General features: G+C 63.1%; 17 protein-coding genes. 12 read left to right on the forward strand and 5 right to left on the reverse strand.

Annotated features, from left to right (window positions below; translation table 11 throughout):
- The first annotated feature begins 56 nt into the window (after positions 1–56).
- From E2K80_RS03715 to E2K80_RS03770, 12 genes are all read left to right on the forward strand, one after another.
- Positions 57–1,583: a carboxypeptidase M32 gene (locus E2K80_RS03715; protein WP_135372899.1), complete on the forward strand. Its 1,527-nt coding sequence runs from the start codon at positions 57–59 to the stop codon at positions 1,581–1,583.
- 23 nt (positions 1,584–1,606) lie between these two features.
- Complete coding sequence (locus tag E2K80_RS03720; protein ID WP_135372901.1) at positions 1,607–2,809, forward strand: pyridoxal phosphate-dependent aminotransferase; 1,203 nt, start codon at positions 1,607–1,609, stop codon at positions 2,807–2,809.
- A 23-nt stretch (positions 2,810–2,832) separates the two neighbouring features.
- Entirely contained in the window at positions 2,833–3,324 is a 492-nt protein-coding gene (locus tag E2K80_RS03725) for a VOC family protein (protein WP_135372903.1), read from the forward strand.
- Positions 3,321–4,319: a succinylglutamate desuccinylase/aspartoacylase family protein gene (locus tag E2K80_RS03730; RefSeq protein ID WP_135372905.1), complete on the forward strand. Its 999-nt coding sequence runs from the start codon at positions 3,321–3,323 to the stop codon at positions 4,317–4,319. Before E2K80_RS03725 ends, E2K80_RS03730 begins: the two co-directional genes overlap by 4 nt.
- A complete protein-coding gene (locus E2K80_RS03735; RefSeq protein WP_238475647.1) occupies positions 4,312–5,262 on the forward strand; it encodes a polysaccharide deacetylase family protein in 951 nt (316 codons plus the stop codon). Before E2K80_RS03730 ends, E2K80_RS03735 begins: the two co-directional genes overlap by 8 nt.
- Positions 5,259–5,744 (forward strand): ureidoglycolate lyase, encoded by a 486-nt coding sequence (locus E2K80_RS03740; protein ID WP_135372907.1) that lies wholly within the window; start codon positions 5,259–5,261, stop codon positions 5,742–5,744. Before E2K80_RS03735 ends, E2K80_RS03740 begins: the two co-directional genes overlap by 4 nt.
- A 44-nt stretch (positions 5,745–5,788) precedes the next feature.
- Positions 5,789–6,691, forward strand: coding sequence for a dihydrodipicolinate synthase family protein (locus E2K80_RS03745; protein ID WP_135372909.1), 903 nt, complete (start codon positions 5,789–5,791; stop codon positions 6,689–6,691).
- The gene (locus tag E2K80_RS03750) at positions 6,688–7,626 is read left to right on the forward strand and encodes an NAD-dependent epimerase/dehydratase family protein (RefSeq protein WP_135372911.1); all 939 of its coding nucleotides are present in this window, start codon (positions 6,688–6,690) and stop codon (positions 7,624–7,626) included. The genes E2K80_RS03745 and E2K80_RS03750 overlap by 4 nt, the downstream gene beginning before the upstream one ends.
- Positions 7,623–8,651 (forward strand): Gfo/Idh/MocA family protein, encoded by a 1,029-nt coding sequence (locus E2K80_RS03755; RefSeq protein WP_135372913.1) that lies wholly within the window; start codon positions 7,623–7,625, stop codon positions 8,649–8,651. The genes E2K80_RS03750 and E2K80_RS03755 overlap by 4 nt, the downstream gene beginning before the upstream one ends.
- A 54-nt stretch (positions 8,652–8,705) precedes the next feature.
- Positions 8,706–9,788 carry a Gfo/Idh/MocA family protein gene (locus E2K80_RS03760; protein ID WP_135372915.1) on the forward strand — a complete coding sequence of 361 codons (1,083 nt, stop codon included), beginning with the start codon at positions 8,706–8,708 and terminating at the stop codon, positions 9,786–9,788.
- Complete coding sequence (locus E2K80_RS03765; RefSeq protein WP_135372917.1) at positions 9,788–10,501, forward strand: SDR family NAD(P)-dependent oxidoreductase; 714 nt, start codon at positions 9,788–9,790, stop codon at positions 10,499–10,501. Before E2K80_RS03760 ends, E2K80_RS03765 begins: the two co-directional genes overlap by 1 nt.
- A 74-nt stretch (positions 10,502–10,575) precedes the next feature.
- Positions 10,576–12,249, forward strand: a complete 1,674-nt coding sequence (locus tag E2K80_RS03770; protein WP_135372919.1) for a M14 family metallopeptidase — start codon at positions 10,576–10,578, stop codon at positions 12,247–12,249.
- Positions 12,250–12,320: 71 nt separating this feature from the next.
- Here E2K80_RS03770 and E2K80_RS03775 read toward each other — a convergent pair whose 3' ends face one another.
- From E2K80_RS03775 to E2K80_RS03795, 5 genes are all read right to left on the reverse strand, one after another.
- Positions 12,321–13,211 carry a carbohydrate kinase family protein gene (locus tag E2K80_RS03775; RefSeq protein ID WP_135372921.1) on the reverse strand — a complete coding sequence of 297 codons (891 nt, stop codon included), beginning with the start codon at positions 13,209–13,211 and terminating at the stop codon, positions 12,321–12,323.
- Positions 13,208–14,266 (reverse strand): ABC transporter ATP-binding protein, encoded by a 1,059-nt coding sequence (locus E2K80_RS03780; RefSeq protein WP_135372923.1) that lies wholly within the window; start codon positions 14,264–14,266, stop codon positions 13,208–13,210. The genes E2K80_RS03775 and E2K80_RS03780 overlap by 4 nt, the downstream gene beginning before the upstream one ends.
- A complete protein-coding gene (gene argH, locus E2K80_RS03785) occupies positions 14,267–15,757 on the reverse strand; it encodes an argininosuccinate lyase (protein ID WP_135372925.1) in 1,491 nt (496 codons plus the stop codon).
- A 153-nt stretch (positions 15,758–15,910) separates the two neighbouring features.
- Complete coding sequence (locus E2K80_RS03790; protein WP_135372928.1) at positions 15,911–16,795, reverse strand: carbohydrate ABC transporter permease; 885 nt, start codon at positions 16,793–16,795, stop codon at positions 15,911–15,913.
- Positions 16,795–17,742, reverse strand: coding sequence for a carbohydrate ABC transporter permease (locus E2K80_RS03795; RefSeq protein WP_135372930.1), 948 nt, complete (start codon positions 17,740–17,742; stop codon positions 16,795–16,797). The genes E2K80_RS03790 and E2K80_RS03795 overlap by 1 nt, the downstream gene beginning before the upstream one ends.
- Positions 17,743–17,816: the final 74 nt, after the last annotated feature.

The raw sequence follows: 17,816 nt of genomic DNA on the forward strand, positions 1-17,816 counted from the left end.
ATGGTTTCCCCGAAAACCGCCCGGTGTGCAGATATGTGAAAGGGAAAGCGGCCAGGATGAGCTATGCAGGATTGACCGACGTCATGGGCCGGGTGAATGATTTTCTGAATGCAGGGTCTGTTCTGTCCTGGGATGCACGCACGATGATGCCGAAGGCCGGGGCCGACAGCCGGTCCAGGCAATTGGCGACCCTGGCGGTGGCGGCCCGCAACCTGCTGTGTTCCGACGAGGCCAAACGCGCGCTGGACGGGGCCGGGGCCGAGATTGCTGGCAAGCCCGAAGACAGCCCCGAGGCGCGGATTGTGGCGCAGGTGCGCGAGGCCATCGCCTATCACGAACGGATCCCGACAGAACTCTTGCGCCGCAAGACCGAGCTTGGCTCTGCCGCCCATGAGATCTGGGCAGAGGCGCGGGAAAAGGCGGATTTCTCGATCTTTTCCGGGGTCCTGACCACGATGGTCGATATCAACCGCGAAATGGCCCAGGCCATCGGCTATGACGACCATCCCTATGACGCGCTGATGTACCGGTTTGAACCGGGCACCACCACGGCGGGGCTGAAGGCGTTGTTCGCCCGCCTGCGGGAGGGCATGCTGCCGCTGGTCCGGGCAATCGCAGAGGCAGACCAGCCCCGGTCGGATTTCCTGTTTCGCGCCTATCCGGAACAGGCGCAGATGCAGTTCGCGCTGCACATGGCCCGGCGGATCGGCTATGACACCGATCGCGGGCGACTGGACACCACCGTGCATCCGTTCGAGGTGTCCTTCACCCGCGATGATGTGCGGATCACCACGCGGGTCAACAAGACCTATATGCCGATGTCTCTCTTCGGTGCCCTGCATGAGGCGGGGCATGCGATGTATGAACAGGGTGTCGATCCGGCCTATACGCGCACGCCTTTGGCCACCGATCTGATCAGCCTGTACGCCGTGGGCGGTGTCAGTTTCGGCGCCCATGAAAGCCAGTCGCGCCTGTGGGAAAACCATGTCGGGCGCAGCCGGGCGTTCTGGGCCAACCATATGGGCGATATCCGCGCCGCCTATCCCGGCACTCTGGACGATGTGACGGAGGAGGAATTCTATCGCGCCGTCAACCGGTCAGAGCCCAGTTTCATCCGGGTCGAGGCCGATGAGCTGACCTATGATTTCCACATCATGCTGCGGACCGATCTGGAAAGCCGGCTGGTTGACGGCTCCCTTGATGTGGCCGATCTGCCCGAGGCCTGGAATGCGGCGATGAAGGAATACCTTGGGGTCGACGTGCCCGATGATGGGCAAGGCGTGTTGCAGGATGTCCACTGGTCATCCGGTCAGATCGGCACGTTCTGCAACTACACCATCGGCAATATCATGGCGGCGCAACTGTTTGATACCGCCACCGGCGAAAACCCCGGTATCCAGACCGCGCTGGACGGGGCCGATTACGCCCCGCTGCGCAACTGGCTGACCGATAAGGTGGCCCGGCATGGCCGCCGCTACAGCCGGGATGAATTGCTGGAAAAGGCCACCGGGCGCGCCCTCGACCCGGAGCCCTATATCGCCCATCTGACCCGCAAATTCTCGGATATCTACGCTTTGGTCTGAGCCCGGCCCCGGAGGAGACGATCATGACATCACCAAACGCCGCGCGTCTGGCCAAACGGGTCAAACTGTCTGACGGGGGGCTGATCACGCGGATGCTCGATATCTCCGAGGGGCTGGAGGATGTAATCAAGCTGGGCCGGGGCGACCCGGATCTGGACACGCCCGACCATATCATCAGGGCGGGGCAGGCGGCGCTGGCCAATGGCGCCACCCATTACACCCATCCGCTTGGCATCCTGCCCCTGCGGGAGGCGATTGCCGGGAATATCCGCGCCTATGGCGGGGCGGAGTATGCCGCCGATGAAATCATGATCACCCCCGGCGGGCAGCAGGGCATGTTCATCATCGCCCTGTCGCTTCTGGACCCGGGGGATGAGATCATCGTGCCATGCCCGGGCTATAACCCCTATGGTCAGGCGGCCGAGATGTCGGATGCGGTGACTGTGCCGATCCCGATGACGATGGAGACGAATTTCACCCTGACCGCCGAGATGATCGCGCCGCATATCACCGACCGGTCGAAGATCCTTGTTCTGATCAATCCCAACAATCCGACCGGGTCCGTCACACCGCCTGACGAGGTGCGCCGGATTGCCGAGCTTGCAGTCAAACACGACCTGATCGTGATTTCCGACGAGATCTATGCCCGCCTGACCTATGGCAACAACACGGTGCTGCCGGTGGCTTCCCTGCCGGGGATGAAGGAGCGGACGATCACGCTTTCCGGGTTTTCCAAGGCCTATGCGATGACCGGCTGGCGGATCGGCTATCTGGCCGGTCCGCGCGATCTGATCATGCCGATGTCCGAGGTCAATCATGCCTTTGCCATCTCCACCGCGGCGGTCAGCCAGCACGCGGCCCTTGCGGCGATGACCGGCTCGCAGGACTGCGTGGAAGAGATGCGCAAGACCTATGATGGCCGCCGCCGTGCGATCTGCGAGGGGCTGGATGCGATGGGCATGGGCTATGCCGAACCGCAGGGTGCGTTCTATGTCTATGCCAATGTCGCCAGTCTGGGCCTGGGCATCACCGCAGGCGCGTTTTGCGAACGGCTTTTGGCCGAGGGCCGGGTGATGATGTATCCGGGCAGGATTTACGGTGATCACACCGATGATTTCGTGCGCATGTCGATGACCCAGCCCGTGGACCGGATCAGAACCGCGATGAAACGGATGGCAGATGTGGTGGCGCGGTTTCGTGAAGATGCCCGCGCCGTGGCCAGTTGAAACAGCAGGACAGGACCAGCAGGATGACCGTCAAATCCGACAACCCCAATATCAGAAGCATCAAGCATATGGCCTTTGCGGTCAGCGATGCGGAAAAAGCGCTCAAGGCCTATGCGCAGTTCCTGCATGTGCCCGCCGAGACCGGGATCACCCATTTTCCGAAATCCGGCAACAAGGTCGCGTTGTTCTATCTGGGCGGGATCGAATATCAGCTTTGCCAGTCCACTGATCCCGACGGGCGGTTTGCGACCTGGATCAGGGAGCGCGGCGCCGAGGGCCTGCATCATATCTGCTACGAGGTCGATAATATCGACGATGCCCTGGCCCATGCCAAAAGCCAGGGCGCCGAATTGCGCATCTGTCAGGCTTGCGGCGTCTATGGCAGCCATGCCCATCCCGAAGGCTGGGTGGCGTTTCTGGACAATGACGCGGGCGGGATCGAGATTGAATTCATGCAGGTCTACACGCCCGAACAGCTTGCGGCCTATGAGAAATCGGGGGCCGAGGCGGTATGAGCACATATGCAGAGGAAAGCCTGAGCGTCGGCACCGCCACGGCGCGCCCGGGGGAAATGGTCCGCGGCGCAATCCCGGCGGGGGATCTGGCCGGGGGGGTGAAGGTCGAGATCCCGGTTCTGGTGATCAATGGCGCGGGCGCGGGCCCGACCTTCTGGGTCAATGCGGCGATCCATGGGGATGAACCCGAAGGGCCGCTGGCCTGCATGATGGCCAGCAGGCAGATCGACCCGGCCAGGCTGCGCGGGGCGGTTGTGATGGTGCCTTGCGTCAACCCGCTGGCCTTTTCGGCGGCGGAACGGGGCAACCCGCTTGATACGTTCACCTATGACATGAACCGGATTTATCCCGGCAAGCCCGACGGCTATTTCTCGGACCGGGTGGCCGATGCCCATTGGCAGGCAATGAAAGACGTGGCGGATCTGGAAATCTCGATCCATTCCGGCGGGGCGCATTCCTTCCTCGACAAGGCGATCTTTGTGGATGAACGGCCCGAAAGTGTCGAACTGGCGAAAGCCATGGGCGCGGGCTGGGGCTGCATCATGTCGAATTTCACCAAAACCGGCAGCCCGATGGCGGCGATGAACACCGCCGGCAAGGTGGGGATCACCGTGGAACTTGGCGGGCGGTCCCATACCTCGCCCGAGCGGTTTCGTTATGTGGGGACGGAACTGGCCAAATCCATTCTGAACATCTGTTACCATTACGACATGCTGGATGGGCAGGCGAGTTATCCCGACCCCTGCACCAAGGGCAGCCAGGAGGCGCTTCTGGCGCCTGCCTCGGGCATCTTCCTGCCCGAAGAGGGCGTGGATTTCCTGACCATGATGAAGAAGGGCGACAGGATTGCCACGATCGTCAATATCTTCGGTGATCCGGTGGGGGAATTGCATGCCCCCGCCGATGGGATGTTCTTTGGCCTGCGCGCGCTGCCCAATGTGAACCGGGGTGACTGGTGCTGTTTCTTCAACAAGGTGGAGGGGCCGCGTGACTGAGCCCGCCAAGGGAACGCTGCGAGACGCGCCGGTGATCCGGTCGCGCGATCTGACCGGGTACGGGGCCAACCCGCCCGATATCCGCTGGCCGAACGGGGCCGGGCTTGCAGTGAACTTCGTGCTGAATGTCGAGGAAGGATCGGAATATTCCATCGGCGACGGCGATGGCCGGTCTGAAACCGCGCTCAGCGAGGTGCGCGCCAGCCGGGTGCCGGTGGGGGATCGGGATCTGGCGGCGGAAAGCATGTATGAATACGGCTCCCGCGTGGGGTTCTGGCGGCTTTATCGCCTGTTCCGGTCGCGGGGCCTTCCGCTGACGGTGTTTGCCTGCGCATTGGCGCTTGAACGCGCGCCCGGGATCGCCGCCGCGATTGCCGCCACCGACTGGGATATCTGCGCCCATGGCTGGCGCTGGATCGAACATTACCATCTGGATCCCGACACCGAGGCTGAACATATCGCAAAGGCCCATGCCAGCCTGACCCGGACCCTGGGCCGTTCGCCACGGGGCTGGTATTGCCGCTATTCCGCCTCCACCGCCACGCGCGGTCTGGTGGTGGCCCATGGCGGGTATGAGTATGACAGCGACGCCTATAATGATGATCTGCCCTATTGGACCGATGTCGCAGGTGCCCCGCATCTGGTGGTGCCCTATTCCATGGTCACCAATGACACCAGGTTTCTGTCGGGCGATGTGTTTTCCGCCGATGCCTATGCCCGGTTTCTGATCGACAGTTTCGACATTCTGCTGGCCGAGGCGGAAAACATGCCGCGAATGATGTCAGTGGGGTTGCATCCGCGGATCATCGGCCATCCGGGGCGGCTGGCGGGGCTGATCCGGTTCATGGATCATATCGCCGGGCGGGCGGATGTCTGGGTCTGCGGGCGCGATCAGATCGCGGATTTCTGGCGTCAGGCCGTGCCGCCGGGGCAGGGCGGATGAGCGGGCCGATCCTGCCGCTCAGACCGCCGGATGCCGCGGCCTTCGCGCCGTTCGGGGAACTGGTCATGCCGCCGGATGCGCCGGGCACGCGCCGGTTTTACAGCGACACGCTGCATTCACGACATGACACAAGCGCCCCTGTGCTGCATGTCAATAATGTGCCCCCGCAGAGCCTGCCGCTTGTTGTGTCGCGGATCGAACGTCACCCTTATGCGTCCCAATGCTTTTTCCCGCTTGATGTCTCGCGGTATGCGGTGATGGTGATGCCATCGGATGCAAAGGGCGGGCCCTGCGCCGACAAGGCTCTGGCCTTTCTGATGCCCGGCACAATGGGGGTGATCTTCAACCCCGGTGTCTGGCATCTTGGGGCCACGGTTCTGGATCGCCCGGGCCATTTCACCGTGCTGATGTGGCGTGGCGGTCCGGTGCAGGATGATGAGTTCCGCACCATTGCGCCACTGACCCTGATCGCGCCCACCTAATAACCCCAAGGCGCCTTGCCCGCGCCGCGCCTGAAAGACCTGTCATGACCCCCCGCAAGACTGAGCTGTTTGTTCCCACCATCACACCGTTCGCCGCTGATCTGTCTGTCGATACGAAGCGGTTCGTGGCCCATGCCCGCGCCCTGATCGCAGGCGGAGCCCATGGGCTGGCGCCATTCGGCACCACCAGCGAGGCGAATTCCCTGTCTGTGGCGGAACGGACAGCCGCGCTTGAGGCGCTGATCGCGGGCGGGATCTCTCCGTCTCAACTGATCCCCGGAACCGGATGCTGCGCGGCGGGCGATACAATCACCCTCTCGGCCCATGCGACCAGGCTGGGGTGCCGGGGGGTTCTGATGTTGCCGCCATTCTTCTATAAGGGTGTCGGCGATGCGGGCGTGTTTGACGCCTATGCGCAGGTGATCGAGGCGGTCGGCCCCGATCTGCGCATCTATCTGTACCATATCCCGCAAATGTCCGGCGTGCCGATCACCCTGCCACTGATCGAGCGGTTGATCGCCGCCTATCCGGGTGCCATTGCCGGTCTGAAAGACAGTTCGGGCGATTGGGACAATACGGCGTCGGTGATCGCGGCCTTCCCGCAGATTGACACCTATTCCGCCTCGGAATCCCTGATCCCGGAAAACGTGGCCGCGGGCGGTGCGGGCTGCATCAGTGCCAGCTCGAATGTGAACCCAAGGGGCATCCGCGCGTTGATCGACGCGCTGGACGGCCCGGATCAAGCCGCCTGCCATGATCAGGTCAGTCAGGTTCGCGGGATATTCGAAGGCCTGCCGCTGATCCCGTCGATCAAGGCGGCGGTGGCGCTTCAGGCGGGCGATCCCGGCCTGGCCCGTGTGCGCCCGCCCTTCACGGCCTCCGGGCCGGACCATGCGGATGCCATTGCCAAGGCCGTGCGCATCGCCGGCGACCAGACCCCGCCATGATGAGGGATAAACCTGTTCTTGTCACCGGCGCTGGCGGGTTTGTCTGTTCCGAAATTGCTCTGGCCCTGCATCATGCGGGCCGGAATGTGCTGGCGGTGGATCAATGGTTCGATGCCCCCACCCGGGCGCGTCTGGGGCCCCTGCGCCGGATCGAAGCACCGCTGCCAGAGGTGCTGGCCGGTCTGAAAGGCGCGGCGTTTTCTGCGGTCATCCATGGCGCGGCGATCACCGCGCCGCCTGCGCGCCTGTTGATCAGCAGGGCGGCCCATATCCGGCAGAATGTGGAATTGCTGACCGGGGCGCTGGATTTCGCGCGCGGGGCCGGGGCCACAGATTTCCTGTTCCTCAGTTCCATGGGGGTCTTCGGCCCCGGTGACAGGCCGGTGCCGGACGGTCGGTTCACAGAAGTAACATGCCCAAGCGCCTCATGCGCCTATGCGACGGCCAAACGCGCCGGTGAAGACCTCACCGCGGCCGCCGCCGAAACGGGGTTTGCCACGCTCAGCCTGCGGCTTGGCAATATATTCGGACCTCATGAGGTGGTGCGCGAAACCCGTCAGACGCTTTGCCTTGTGGCGCGCATGCTGGCCGAGGCGCGCGGCAGCCGGGTGATCACCACACAGACACCCGAGGCCCTGCGCGAATGGTCCTGGCTGCCCGATCTGGCCGAGGCGATTGCCGGTCTGATGGGGGATTTCCCAAAAGATGGCCCCCCGGTTCTGCATGCGGGCACGCCGCCCGTCCAAAGCGATCTTGAGACGGCGCGGGCGATTGCCGCGCGGGTGCCGGGCACGCTGATCCGTCTGGCGCCGCCACCGCATCCCGCCTTGCGCCAGCCCATGGGCAGCAATCATCCAACCCTGTTCAACCGCGCCCATTGGACCCCGATGGCGGCCGCGCTGGACAGTCTGATCCCGCAGGTGGCCATGCCATGACCCCGCTGCGCCTGATCATCACTGGCCTTGGCGCCCGGGCGCGGACCTGGTTGCAGGTGGCCTCTGACAGCCCGGATGTGGAAATTGTGGGCCTGTGTGACCCCGACCCGGCGGCCCGCGACCGGGCGCGCGAGGCATATCCGGGCCGTCCCGTTGCGGCGGCGCTGGAGGATATCATCGGCACTGTCGGGGTCGAGGCGGTGCTGCTCTGCACACCGCCTGCCGGGCGTCTGGCGCAGATCACCGTCTGTTGCGACCATGGGCTGGCCATTCTTGCGGAAAAACCGCTATCGGATGATGTCGCGACCGCCGCGCGCTTCGTGGCCATGGCCGAGGCGGCGGGCGTGCCTTTGATCGTCGGTCTGAATTTCCGCTATCTGGCCGTCACCCAGGCGATGCGCCACCTGCTGACCGATGGCCCTGTCGGCAGCCCTGGATTTGGCCGCTTCACCTATGAACGCTGGCGCGATGGCACCCAGTCCTGGCTGAACTCCTACCCCCTGACCATGGATCACCCGATGCTCTGGGAACAGTCGATCCATCATTTTGATCTGATGCGCTATGTCTACGGGGTGGAGCCTGTGTCGATCCAGGCCCACACGTTCAACCCGGATTGGACGATGTATGCAGGCGATACCAACGTGTCTGCCCTGATCCATTTCGACAGCGGGCTGACAGTCAATTATCAGGGCACCTGGCAGGCCGGGCATGAACCGATGAATTTCAACTGGCGCACGGATTGCGATGGCGGGATCGTGATGCAGCGCGACATGTTCGGCGATCTGGCTTTTGCGCGGCGGATGGACCCTGAGATGACGCCTGTGCCGCTGCCGGATCACACGCCCTGGATCAGCGATGCGCGTGCGTTGCTCAACGGGTTTGTCGCCACCTGCCGGGGCGCGGCGCCGGACTGCACCGGTCGGGATCATCTGCAATCGCTGATGATGCTGGAGGGATGCATTCGTGCCTCTGCCCGCCGGGAGAGCGTTGATATGGAAGAGATCAGGGCGGGTCTGGCCGCCTGAGCGAACAGATGCGCGCCCGGCCCGGGATCGCGCAGGAATATTGGAGGAGCGATCATGTTAAATGTCGGGATCATCGGGGCCAGTTTCGCCCGCAACGCCTATCTGCCGGCCTTCGAACATATTGAGGGCGCGACGGTGGTGGCGCTTGCCTCTGGCCGGATCGACAGCGCCAAAGCGGCGGCGGCACCTTATGGCATCGCCCATGTCTATGACGACTGGCAGAAGATGCTGGAGGGTCACGCGCTTGATCTGGTCTGCATCGCCACGCCCACGGTGATGCATGCGCCGATGACCTGCGCGGCGCTGGCCGGTGGCGCCCATGTATTGTGCGAGAAACCCACCGCGATGAATGCGGGCGAGGCGCGCCATATGCTGGACGCCGCGCGGGCCGCGAAACGGCTGCATATGATCGACCATGAATTGCGCTTCAACCCGACCCGCGCGCGCATGGCCGAGATGATCCGGGGCGGCGATCTGGGCGAAATCCGCCATGTGAATATCAGCAATATCGGCGCTTCTTGGGCTGATCCGGCCTCGCGTCCCCGGGGCGACTGGTGGTCGGATGCATCCATGGGCGGCGGTCGGCTGGGGGCGAACGGATCGCATCAGGTGGATATGCTGCGCTGGTGGCTGGGGGAGCCTGCGGCGGTGATCGGGCAGGCCCTGACAATTGTGCCGGACCGGGTGGATGCCAAAACCGGGGAGGCCTGGACAGCAACCGCCGATGACCTGTCATATTTTACGCTTGAGATGCAGTCCGGCGCGCTGGCCCAGGTGTTCATGAGCGGGGTGGCCGCCGCCAATATGGGCAATGAAACGCAGGTCTTCGGCGCGAAGGGCACGCTGACCCTGTCGAACAGCGATGAAAAACTCTATTTCGCGCGCGCCGGTGACAGCTTTGCCGATATCAGCGTTGATGATCCGAATGCCGGGCTGGAGGGGCTGAACAAGGGCATCTGGAATGTCTCGGTTCTCGCCGCCCTTCAGGAACTGGTCGCGGCGATCAAGGAAGACCGGGAGCTGCAGCGCGGCGCCAGTTTCGTGGACGGGTTGCGCAATCAGATGGTGCTGGATGCGGTCATCGCCTCGACCGCCAGCCGCAGATGGGAAGCGCTTGATATGTCAGGCGCGGCCTGATGCCCGCCCTGTCAGATCAGCGGGTTCTGATCACAGGCGCGGGGGCCGGGCTTGGGGCGGCGCTTGCCCGGGTCTTTGCGGGCCATGGGACCGATCTGGTGCTGATGGATGTGGATGCGGGCGGGCTGGCAGCGGTATGTGCCGGGATCGGCCGTCAGGCGCAGGGCATCCCCGTCGATCTGGCGGATGCAGAGGCCACGGCACAGGCCATCGCCGAGCTGCCCGGCCCGGTGGACACATTGATCCATAATGCGGCGATCCTGCATCCCGAACCGGTGGAGCAGGTCAGCCTGGCCACATTCCGGGCCACGATGGATGTGGGCATTCAGGCCGCCTTCCAACTGACGCAGGCCGTCTGGCCCGGGATGAAGGCGGGCGGCGGCGGGGCGCTGATCTTTGTGTCCTCGCAATCCGGTATCAAGGGCTTCGTGGATGAAACCGCCTATTGCGCGGCCAAACACGCGCTGGAAGGTTTCTCGAAATGTCTGGCGATGGAGGGCGCGGCGCATGGCATCCTGTCCTGCACCATCACCCCGGGCAAGGCGATGCACACACCGATGTCGGAGCGGAACTACCCGCCCGAGCTGAAAGCAGACTGGATCGCGCCCGAGGGTCTGGCGCCCGCCTTTGCCCATATCGCCAGCAGCCGCGATGCCGCCCTGTCGGGGCAGCGTCTGAACGCCTGGGACCTGTCACAGGCAAAGGCGCGCTGATGCCCCGGAAGACCGCCAATATCACACACCCGTTCGGCCGCGCCTCAAGCGCGCCACTCTGAAAGGACAAACCGATGCCCAAGGTCGATATCGCCTTTGACACCTATCACGACTATGACGCGATGACCGCCCATCTCAAGGCGCTGGCGGCGAAATATCCCGGGCTTTGCACGCTGACATCCATCGCCAAAAGCTTTCGCGGGCGCGAGGTGTGGTTCATGACCATCACCAACCCCGAAACCGGCCCGGCGCTGGAAAAGCCGGGGTTTTATATCGACGCGCAGATCCATGCGGAAGAACATGCAACCAGCGCCACCGCGCTTTATGCCTGCTGGTATCTGCTGACCCGCTATGGACACGATGCCGAAGTGACGCGGCTGGTGGATCAGCAGGTGTTCTACATCATCCCGCGCATCAACCCGGACGGGGCCGAATACGCCCTGACCGCGCCCTATCATCCCTGGTGCGGCAATGGCAGGTTCCTGCCCGGCGAAGATCGGATTGACGGGTTGATCCCGCAGGATATCAACGGCGATGGCTATATCGTGCAGATGCGTGTGCCCGACCCCAGGGGCGAATGGAAGAAAGACCCGGATGAACCGCGCATTCTGGTGCAGCGCGAACCGGGCGAGGAGGGCGGGGAATACTATCGGCTTTACCCCGAAGGGCTGATCGAGAATTACGACGGTGTTCATGTGCAGATCGACCCGCAGGAAGACGGCAATATGAACCGCAATTTCCCGATCAACTGGTCGCCGCAGGAATATGGCGCGGGGGCCTATCCGTTTTCCGAACCCGAGGCGATGGGGATGGGCCAGGTGATCCTGAACCATCCCAATATCGCGGGCATGTGCGCCTATCACACCCATGGCGGCATCATCCTGCGCCCCTCGATGATGAAATTCGATGCCGAGATGAGCCCGCCCGATCTGGCGCTTTACAAGGATCTGGGCGCGGTGGGCGAACGACTGACCGGTTATCCGACGATATCCACCTATGAGGAGTTCACGCCGGACAAATCCAAGGCCCGCCATGGCAGCCTGAAAGACTGGGTCTATGAAGAGATGGGGATCATCTGTTTCTCGACCGAGCTTTGGGATCTGGAGCGCACGGCAGGCGTGCCGAAAGAGGGCTATTACAATCTGGGGCCCCGCGACGCGGCCACGACGCGGCAGGTTTTCGACTGGGTGGTCGAACATCTGGGCGCGCATGGCTTTCGCGACTGGGAGCCGTTCGACCATCCGCAGCTTGGCCCGGTCGAGATTGGCGGCATGGTCTATATCTGGAGCTATCGAAACCCGCCCGGCACACTTCTGGAAGAGATCTGCCATAACAATGTGCTGTTCAACCTGCGCCATGCCGCCGCCGCGCCGCGCATCGCGGTGGACAGTCTTGATGTGGAGGCCCTGGGGGCAGATCTGCACAAGGTCACGGCGGTGGTGTCAAACCATGGCTATCTGCCGACAAACCTGTCGGATGTGGCGGTGCAGAACGGGGTGGCAAAGCCGGTCTCGGTCACGCTTGACTGTGACGGGGCCGATCTGCTGATGACCCCCGATACGGTCGCGCTTGGCAATCTGGCCGGGCGCAACGAACGGCGCTATGCCTATTCGAACTGGGGCCAGCAATGGTCGCCGGTGACGAAAAAGGTCGAATGGCTGGTCAGGGCGACCCGACCGGGGGCGGCGGTGACGGTGACAGCAGCCTCGGAAAAGGGCGGGACGCATCGCGAAACTGCGGGGCTGTAGGGTCTGTTGAGAAATCTGCCGCTATCTGTTCATGGGTGGCGGCAGCGCGCTGCAGGCCTGTAGTAACACGCTTATTGCCCGGCCTCGTGCAGCGGCATGGCAAGGCTGTCCAGAGGCGGCAGGGCGCCGGCACCGCCCACCCGGCCCACGGCAATCGCGCCGCAATAGGTGCCCAGATCAAGGCACTCCGCAGCGGTCTGCCCTTTCAGCCAGGCGCTCAGAAACCCGGCATTGAACGCATCGCCCGCGCCGGTTGTGTCTTTCAGCCTCACCTGTTTCGCGGCGCAGTGCTGCACCGGCCCCCGCGCCGGGCGGATCTCGGCCCCCTGGGCACCCAGTTTGATGATTGTTGCAACCTTCGGGCTGGCATCAACCCCGTGGCGGTGCAGTTCCGCGGCCTCTGCCTCATTGGGAAAGAACAGATCGACCGCCGCAATGATCCCGGAGAGATCACAGCCTGCCAGCGCCTGCCCGTCCCAGGAACAATCCAGCGACAGGCTCATGCCCGCAGCCCGCGCCATGGGGATCAGTTCCGGGTGATCGCGCGCGGTGGTGATCTCCCCCAGATGCAGATGCCGCGCGGCGGGCAGGGGGCCGGTCACGGTCAGTGCGGGTCCCGGTCTGCGGGTGACAAAGGCGCGGTCATTGCCATGCATGAAGGCCGCCGTGATCTGCGGGTCGCTGCCCGGCGGCGCGGGGGTGCAGATCGGGTCAACCCCGGTTTCGGCCATTTCGGCGCGAATGACGGCATCAAACGGTGCAACGGGCAGGGTGCCGATCAGCGCGGCCTGATGCCCAAGCGCAGACAGATAGGCGGCGGTGATATAGGCACCGCCCCCGGCCCGCAGCGCCAGCCCCTCGGCAAAGACCTCCCGCCCCGGGGCGGGGCGCGCGTCAAGCTCTGTGAAGACCAGATCGCAATAAATCCGGCCTGCGGTCAGAATCCGGTCAGACAGGGTCATGCAAGGGCCTGGCCACTGGCGGCATCGAACAGATGCAGGTTTTCCGCCTCAAGGTTCAGCGAGATCCGGTCGCCCGCTTTGGGCGGTGTCCGCCCCGAGGCCGAGGCGATCATTTCCTGCCCGTCCACATCCACATAGACAAGGGTTTCCGCGCCAAGCGGTTCGGCAACCGAGACCGTACCGCTCAGCATCCCGCCGGTTTCGGTCACATGCAGGTCTTCCGGTCTGATGCCGACGCTGACCGCCTTGCCCTCGGCCCCGGCACCTTTGCCGGTTTTCAGATCAACCCCGTTCCATAAGGTGACGCCCGATGCGCTGCCCTGCCCATCCATCAGGTTCATCGACGGCGCGCCGATGAATTGCGCAACGAAGGTGTTGGCGGGGCTGTGATACACCTCGGCCGGGCTGCCGATCTGTTGAATATACCCGTCTTTCATGATCACGATCCGGTCGGCCATGGTCATCGCCTCGACCTGATCATGGGTGACAAACACAATCGTGCTGCGCACCCGGCGATGCAGTTTCTTGATTTCCAGCCGCATCTGGGTGCGCAGTTGCGCATCAAGATTGCTGAGCGGTTCGTCAAACAGGAACACCGCCGGGTCGCGCACCATGGCCCGGCCGATGGCCACGCGCTGCCGCTGACCGCCGGACAGCTGGTTGGGTTTCCGGTCCAGATATTCCGTCATGCCAAGCAGGTCTGCGACCTCTTCGATCCGGGCGTCTTTCCGGGCCCGTGTCATCTTGGCAGTGCGCAGTCCGAAGGCGATATTCCTGCGCACGGTCATATGCGGATAAATCGCGTAATTCTGGAACACCATCGCGATGTCCCGGTCCTTGGGTTCCAGCGTGTTGACCACCCGGCCACCGATTTCCACCGTGCCCGATGTGACCTCTTCCAGCCCGGCGATCATCCGCAGGGTCGTGGATTTGCCACAGCCGGAAGGGCCGACAAAGACGACAAATTCGCCATCGGCCACGTCCAGATTGATCGAATGCAGCACCTCGGTCTGATCATAGGATTTCACGAGATCGCGCAGGGCGAGATTGGCCATTTATGAAAGCTCCGTCAGGGTCTGGAAAGCATCGGTCAGGGTGGCGCCGGCCCGGGCCAGGCGGGTGTCGGATATGTCCTGCGCGCGGCGCAGATCGCCTGCGGTGGCGGCATACCCGTCAAGGGCGGCGTCCAGGGCATCGGGGGCGGGGCCGCCAAAGACCGTGCGTCGCCGGATGAAGGTCTCAATTGAAACAGCCTGGGCAAAGGCCTCGGGGGTCAACGCGGGCGGGCGCGATGTCTGTGCCTTAAACGCGGTGACAAAGGCGTCATAGCCACGGGCCAGCGGTGCGGTGCGGGCGATCACGGCCTGTGCGGTGGCCGCCGCGATCTCATGGGCCTGACGGAAGGACAGGTTTTCCCTGCGCACCAGCGTATCGGCCAGTTCGGTGATGGTGACGCAGGCCGCATCCGCATTGGCGCGCACCCGGTCGGCGCGGATCGAACAGGCCGGAAGCAGGGCGGTCATCAGCGCCACAACCCGGCCGCCGGTTTCAAACGCGCCATAGCCGGCTGATTGCACCTCGCCTTCGCTGTCATTCATATCGGTGAAGGGGGTGTTATGCATCGTGGCCAGCATTGTATCGCAGCGTCCGACCGTGACACTGGACAGGTGGCGCAGATGTTCAATCGGCACCGGGTTGCGTTTTTGCGGCATGATCGAGCTGATCTGGACCAGCGCATTGGGCACATAAAGCTGCCCGACCTCGAAAGCCGACCAGAACCCCATATCCTGCACCACCCGGCCCAGATGCAGAAACGGCAGTTTCAGCGCCGAATAGAGCCCGGTGATGTAATCGACACTGGCGATACAGCCATAGGAATTCTGCTTCGGCGCTGTAAAGCCAAGCAGGTCCGCGACGCGGGACCGGTCAATCGGAAAGCCCGAGGTGGTGATGGCCGCAGCCCCCATCGGGCAGAGATCCAGCGCCGCGCGGGCCTGGGCCAGACGGCTGATGTCAGATAAAAGCACCTCGATCACCGCGCCAAGGTAATGGCCGAAGGTCGAGGGCTGCGCCGGTTGCCCATGGGTATAGGCGACAATCGGGGTGTCCCGTTCGGCCCGGGCCTTTGCGATCAGCGCCTCGGCCAGGGTCAGAAGCGCGCGCAGCATCGCGTCGGTCCGGCCGCGCAGGGCCATCTTGAACACCGTATGATCCATGTCGTTGCGCGACCGGGCCGTGTGCAACCCGCCCGCCAGATCAGGGCCAAGGCGCTGTTTCAGTTGATCCTCGACATAGAAGAAATAATCCTCATGCGCGCCGGTATAGGTGAGACCCTCCAGATCCGTTTCCGCCGCGATGGCGCTTAGCGCAGCGGCGATTTCGGTGCCGGTCTCCTGTTCCAGAATGCCGGTTTCCACCAGCATCACCAGATGCGCCCGGTTGATCACCGCCATATACGCCGCGTAATGGGTTTTGACCCCCTCGAAAAGCGGCGCCAGAACCGTGTCGCGATAGACCGGATCGGGGAAGGTGGAGGTGTCAGTCATCCCCGGCCCCTTGGTTTTGCAGCTTTAGGGAACAGGCCAAAGGCGCGGGGTGCCATCCCCGTTCGCGGCCCGAGAGATGCCATCCCCGGGGCTCCGCCCGTTCGCGGCTTGAAAGGTCCGCTGGACCTTTCATCGGCTTTGCCGAACCGCCGCTCACCCCTTCAGCCCTGCCATGACCACGCCGCGAATGATGAAACGCTGGAAGATCAGGAACACCACCAGTGTCGGCAGGGTGGAAATCGCCGCCCCGGTCATGATCAGCTCCCAGGCCACATCCACCTCATCCCCGAACGAGGACAGGCCGACGGGCAGGGTATAAAGCGCTGTGTCCGTGGTGACGATCAGCGGCCAGATAAAGGCCGTCCAGTTGCCCAGGAACACGAAAATTGCCAAGGCCGCCAGTGCCGGTTTGACCAGCGGCATCGCCACCGACCACCAGATTTGCAGCTCGTTCAGCCCGTCGATCCGGGCGGCCTCCAGAAAATCATCGGGCACGGTTTCAAAGAACTGCTTCATCAGGAACACGCCAAAGGCGGTCATCAGCCCGGGGAACATGATGCCCCAATAGGTGTCAAGCCAGCCGAGGCTCTGGCTCATCAGATACCAGGGGATCACCAGCATTTCGGTGGGGATCATCAGGGTCGACAGGATCGCGATAAACACCAGATAGCGCCCGCGGAATTTGAACTTGCACAGGACATAGCCCACCAGACTGTCAAAGATCAGCGTCGAAATCGTGGTCAGCGTGGCGATGATCAGCGAGTTGAAAAACCAGTTATAGAACCGCCCGTCTTCCAGAACATAGGTGTAGTTCTCGATCGTCGGTTCCTGCGGGATCAGGTTCAGATCATAGATCTCGAAGGAATATTTCAGCGAGGTCGAGATCATATAGGCCAGCGGCATCACCATCAGCAGACCGCCAAGGAACAACAGTGTCCAGCGGATGATCTGGCCGAAATCACGGGGCGGCTTCGGCTGGCCCGTGCGCAGCAGCGTCTCTGACGAGGGTTTGACCTGAATATCTTCTGCGACGGCCATCAGCGATCCCTCAGAATACGAAGCTGCACCAGACTGACGATCAGCAGGATGACGAAAAGCACAACCGTCTGCGCCGCCGCCGCCCCCATCTGGCTGCGCCCGCCGAAGGCTGTTTCATAGATCATCAGCACCAGCGGTTTGGTGGAGTTCAGCGGCCCGCCGGGATTGTTTGTGGTCATGTTGAACACATGGTCGAAAATCCGCAGAAACCCGATCGAGGAAAACACCACCAGAAACACGATGGTGGGTTTCAGAAGCGGCAGGGTGATTTCCCAAAGCATCGTCCAGTTGGACACGCCATCGACCCGGGCGGCCTCGTAATAAGTGGGCGGGATCGCACGCAGCCCGGCCATGAAGATGATGATCTGAAAGCCAAGCCCGGCCCAGACCGCCGGGGCCAGAACCGCAGGCAGGGCGATGGCCGTGGATTGCAGAAAGGCAATCTGCGGGATGCCTATCTGCGCCAGCATATTGTTGAAAACCCCGATCGGAACCGGCTGATAGAACCAGCGCCAGACCCAGGCCATGGCAACGGCGGATGTCATGAAAGGCAGGAAATACAGCGCCCGGATCGTGCCATGCATGAACCGGACCTTGTCCAGATGATAGGCAATGATGAACGAGATCACCAGGCTGATCGGCGTGCCGATAATCAGATACTCAAAGGTGTTGGCAAAGACGGTCCAGAACACCGGATCATTCCACAGGTCGATATAATTCTCGAACCCGACCCAGGTGCGGGCGCCCAGCAAATTCCATTCCTGAAAGCTCAGCACAAAGGCATTGGCCGTGGGGTAAAACCGGACGACCACGTAAAACACGATGGGGATCGCCAGAAACGCCCAGGCCCAGACCACCTGTTTCTGGCGGATGCTCAGCCGGTGCCATCGGGCGGAAAACCAGCCGCGTTCCGGGGGGGTGTCATCGGATCGGGAAAGATCTGCCACGGGTTTGCGGCCTCCGCATCATCAGAAGAAAAGGCAAAGGGCAGGCCGGAACCGGACCGGCCTGCCCGAAAATG

It is taken from the genome of Rhodophyticola sp. CCM32, assembly GCF_004751985.1.
Classification (GTDB): Bacteria; Pseudomonadota; Alphaproteobacteria; order Rhodobacterales; family Rhodobacteraceae; genus Rhodophyticola.

Excerpts from the sequence above, each read along its gene's own strand:
- E2K80_RS03725 (WP_135372903.1), top strand. The coding sequence starts at position 2,833 with ATGACCGTCAAATCCGACAACCCCAATATCAGAAGCATCAAGCATATG.
- E2K80_RS03760 (WP_135372915.1), top strand. The coding sequence starts at position 8,706 with ATGTTAAATGTCGGGATCATCGGGGCCAGTTTCGCCCGCAACGCCTAT.
- E2K80_RS03780 (WP_135372923.1), bottom strand. The coding sequence starts at position 14,266 with ATGGCCAATCTCGCCCTGCGCGATCTCGTGAAATCCTATGATCAGACC.
- E2K80_RS03770 (WP_135372919.1), top strand. The coding sequence starts at position 10,576 with ATGCCCAAGGTCGATATCGCCTTTGACACCTATCACGACTATGACGCG.
- E2K80_RS03745 (WP_135372909.1), top strand. The coding sequence starts at position 5,789 with ATGACCCCCCGCAAGACTGAGCTGTTTGTTCCCACCATCACACCGTTC.
- E2K80_RS03720 (WP_135372901.1), top strand. The coding sequence starts at position 1,607 with ATGACATCACCAAACGCCGCGCGTCTGGCCAAACGGGTCAAACTGTCT.
- E2K80_RS03730 (WP_135372905.1), top strand. The coding sequence starts at position 3,321 with ATGAGCACATATGCAGAGGAAAGCCTGAGCGTCGGCACCGCCACGGCG.
- E2K80_RS03715 (WP_135372899.1), top strand. The coding sequence starts at position 57 with ATGAGCTATGCAGGATTGACCGACGTCATGGGCCGGGTGAATGATTTT.
- E2K80_RS03755 (WP_135372913.1), top strand. The coding sequence starts at position 7,623 with ATGACCCCGCTGCGCCTGATCATCACTGGCCTTGGCGCCCGGGCGCGG.
- E2K80_RS03750 (WP_135372911.1), top strand. The coding sequence starts at position 6,688 with ATGATGAGGGATAAACCTGTTCTTGTCACCGGCGCTGGCGGGTTTGTC.
- E2K80_RS03775 (WP_135372921.1), bottom strand. The coding sequence starts at position 13,211 with ATGACCCTGTCTGACCGGATTCTGACCGCAGGCCGGATTTATTGCGAT.
- E2K80_RS03740 (WP_135372907.1), top strand. The coding sequence starts at position 5,259 with ATGAGCGGGCCGATCCTGCCGCTCAGACCGCCGGATGCCGCGGCCTTC.
- E2K80_RS03765 (WP_135372917.1), top strand. The coding sequence starts at position 9,788 with ATGCCCGCCCTGTCAGATCAGCGGGTTCTGATCACAGGCGCGGGGGCC.
- E2K80_RS03790 (WP_135372928.1), bottom strand. The coding sequence starts at position 16,795 with ATGGCCGTCGCAGAAGATATTCAGGTCAAACCCTCGTCAGAGACGCTG.
- argH (WP_135372925.1), bottom strand. The coding sequence starts at position 15,757 with ATGACTGACACCTCCACCTTCCCCGATCCGGTCTATCGCGACACGGTT.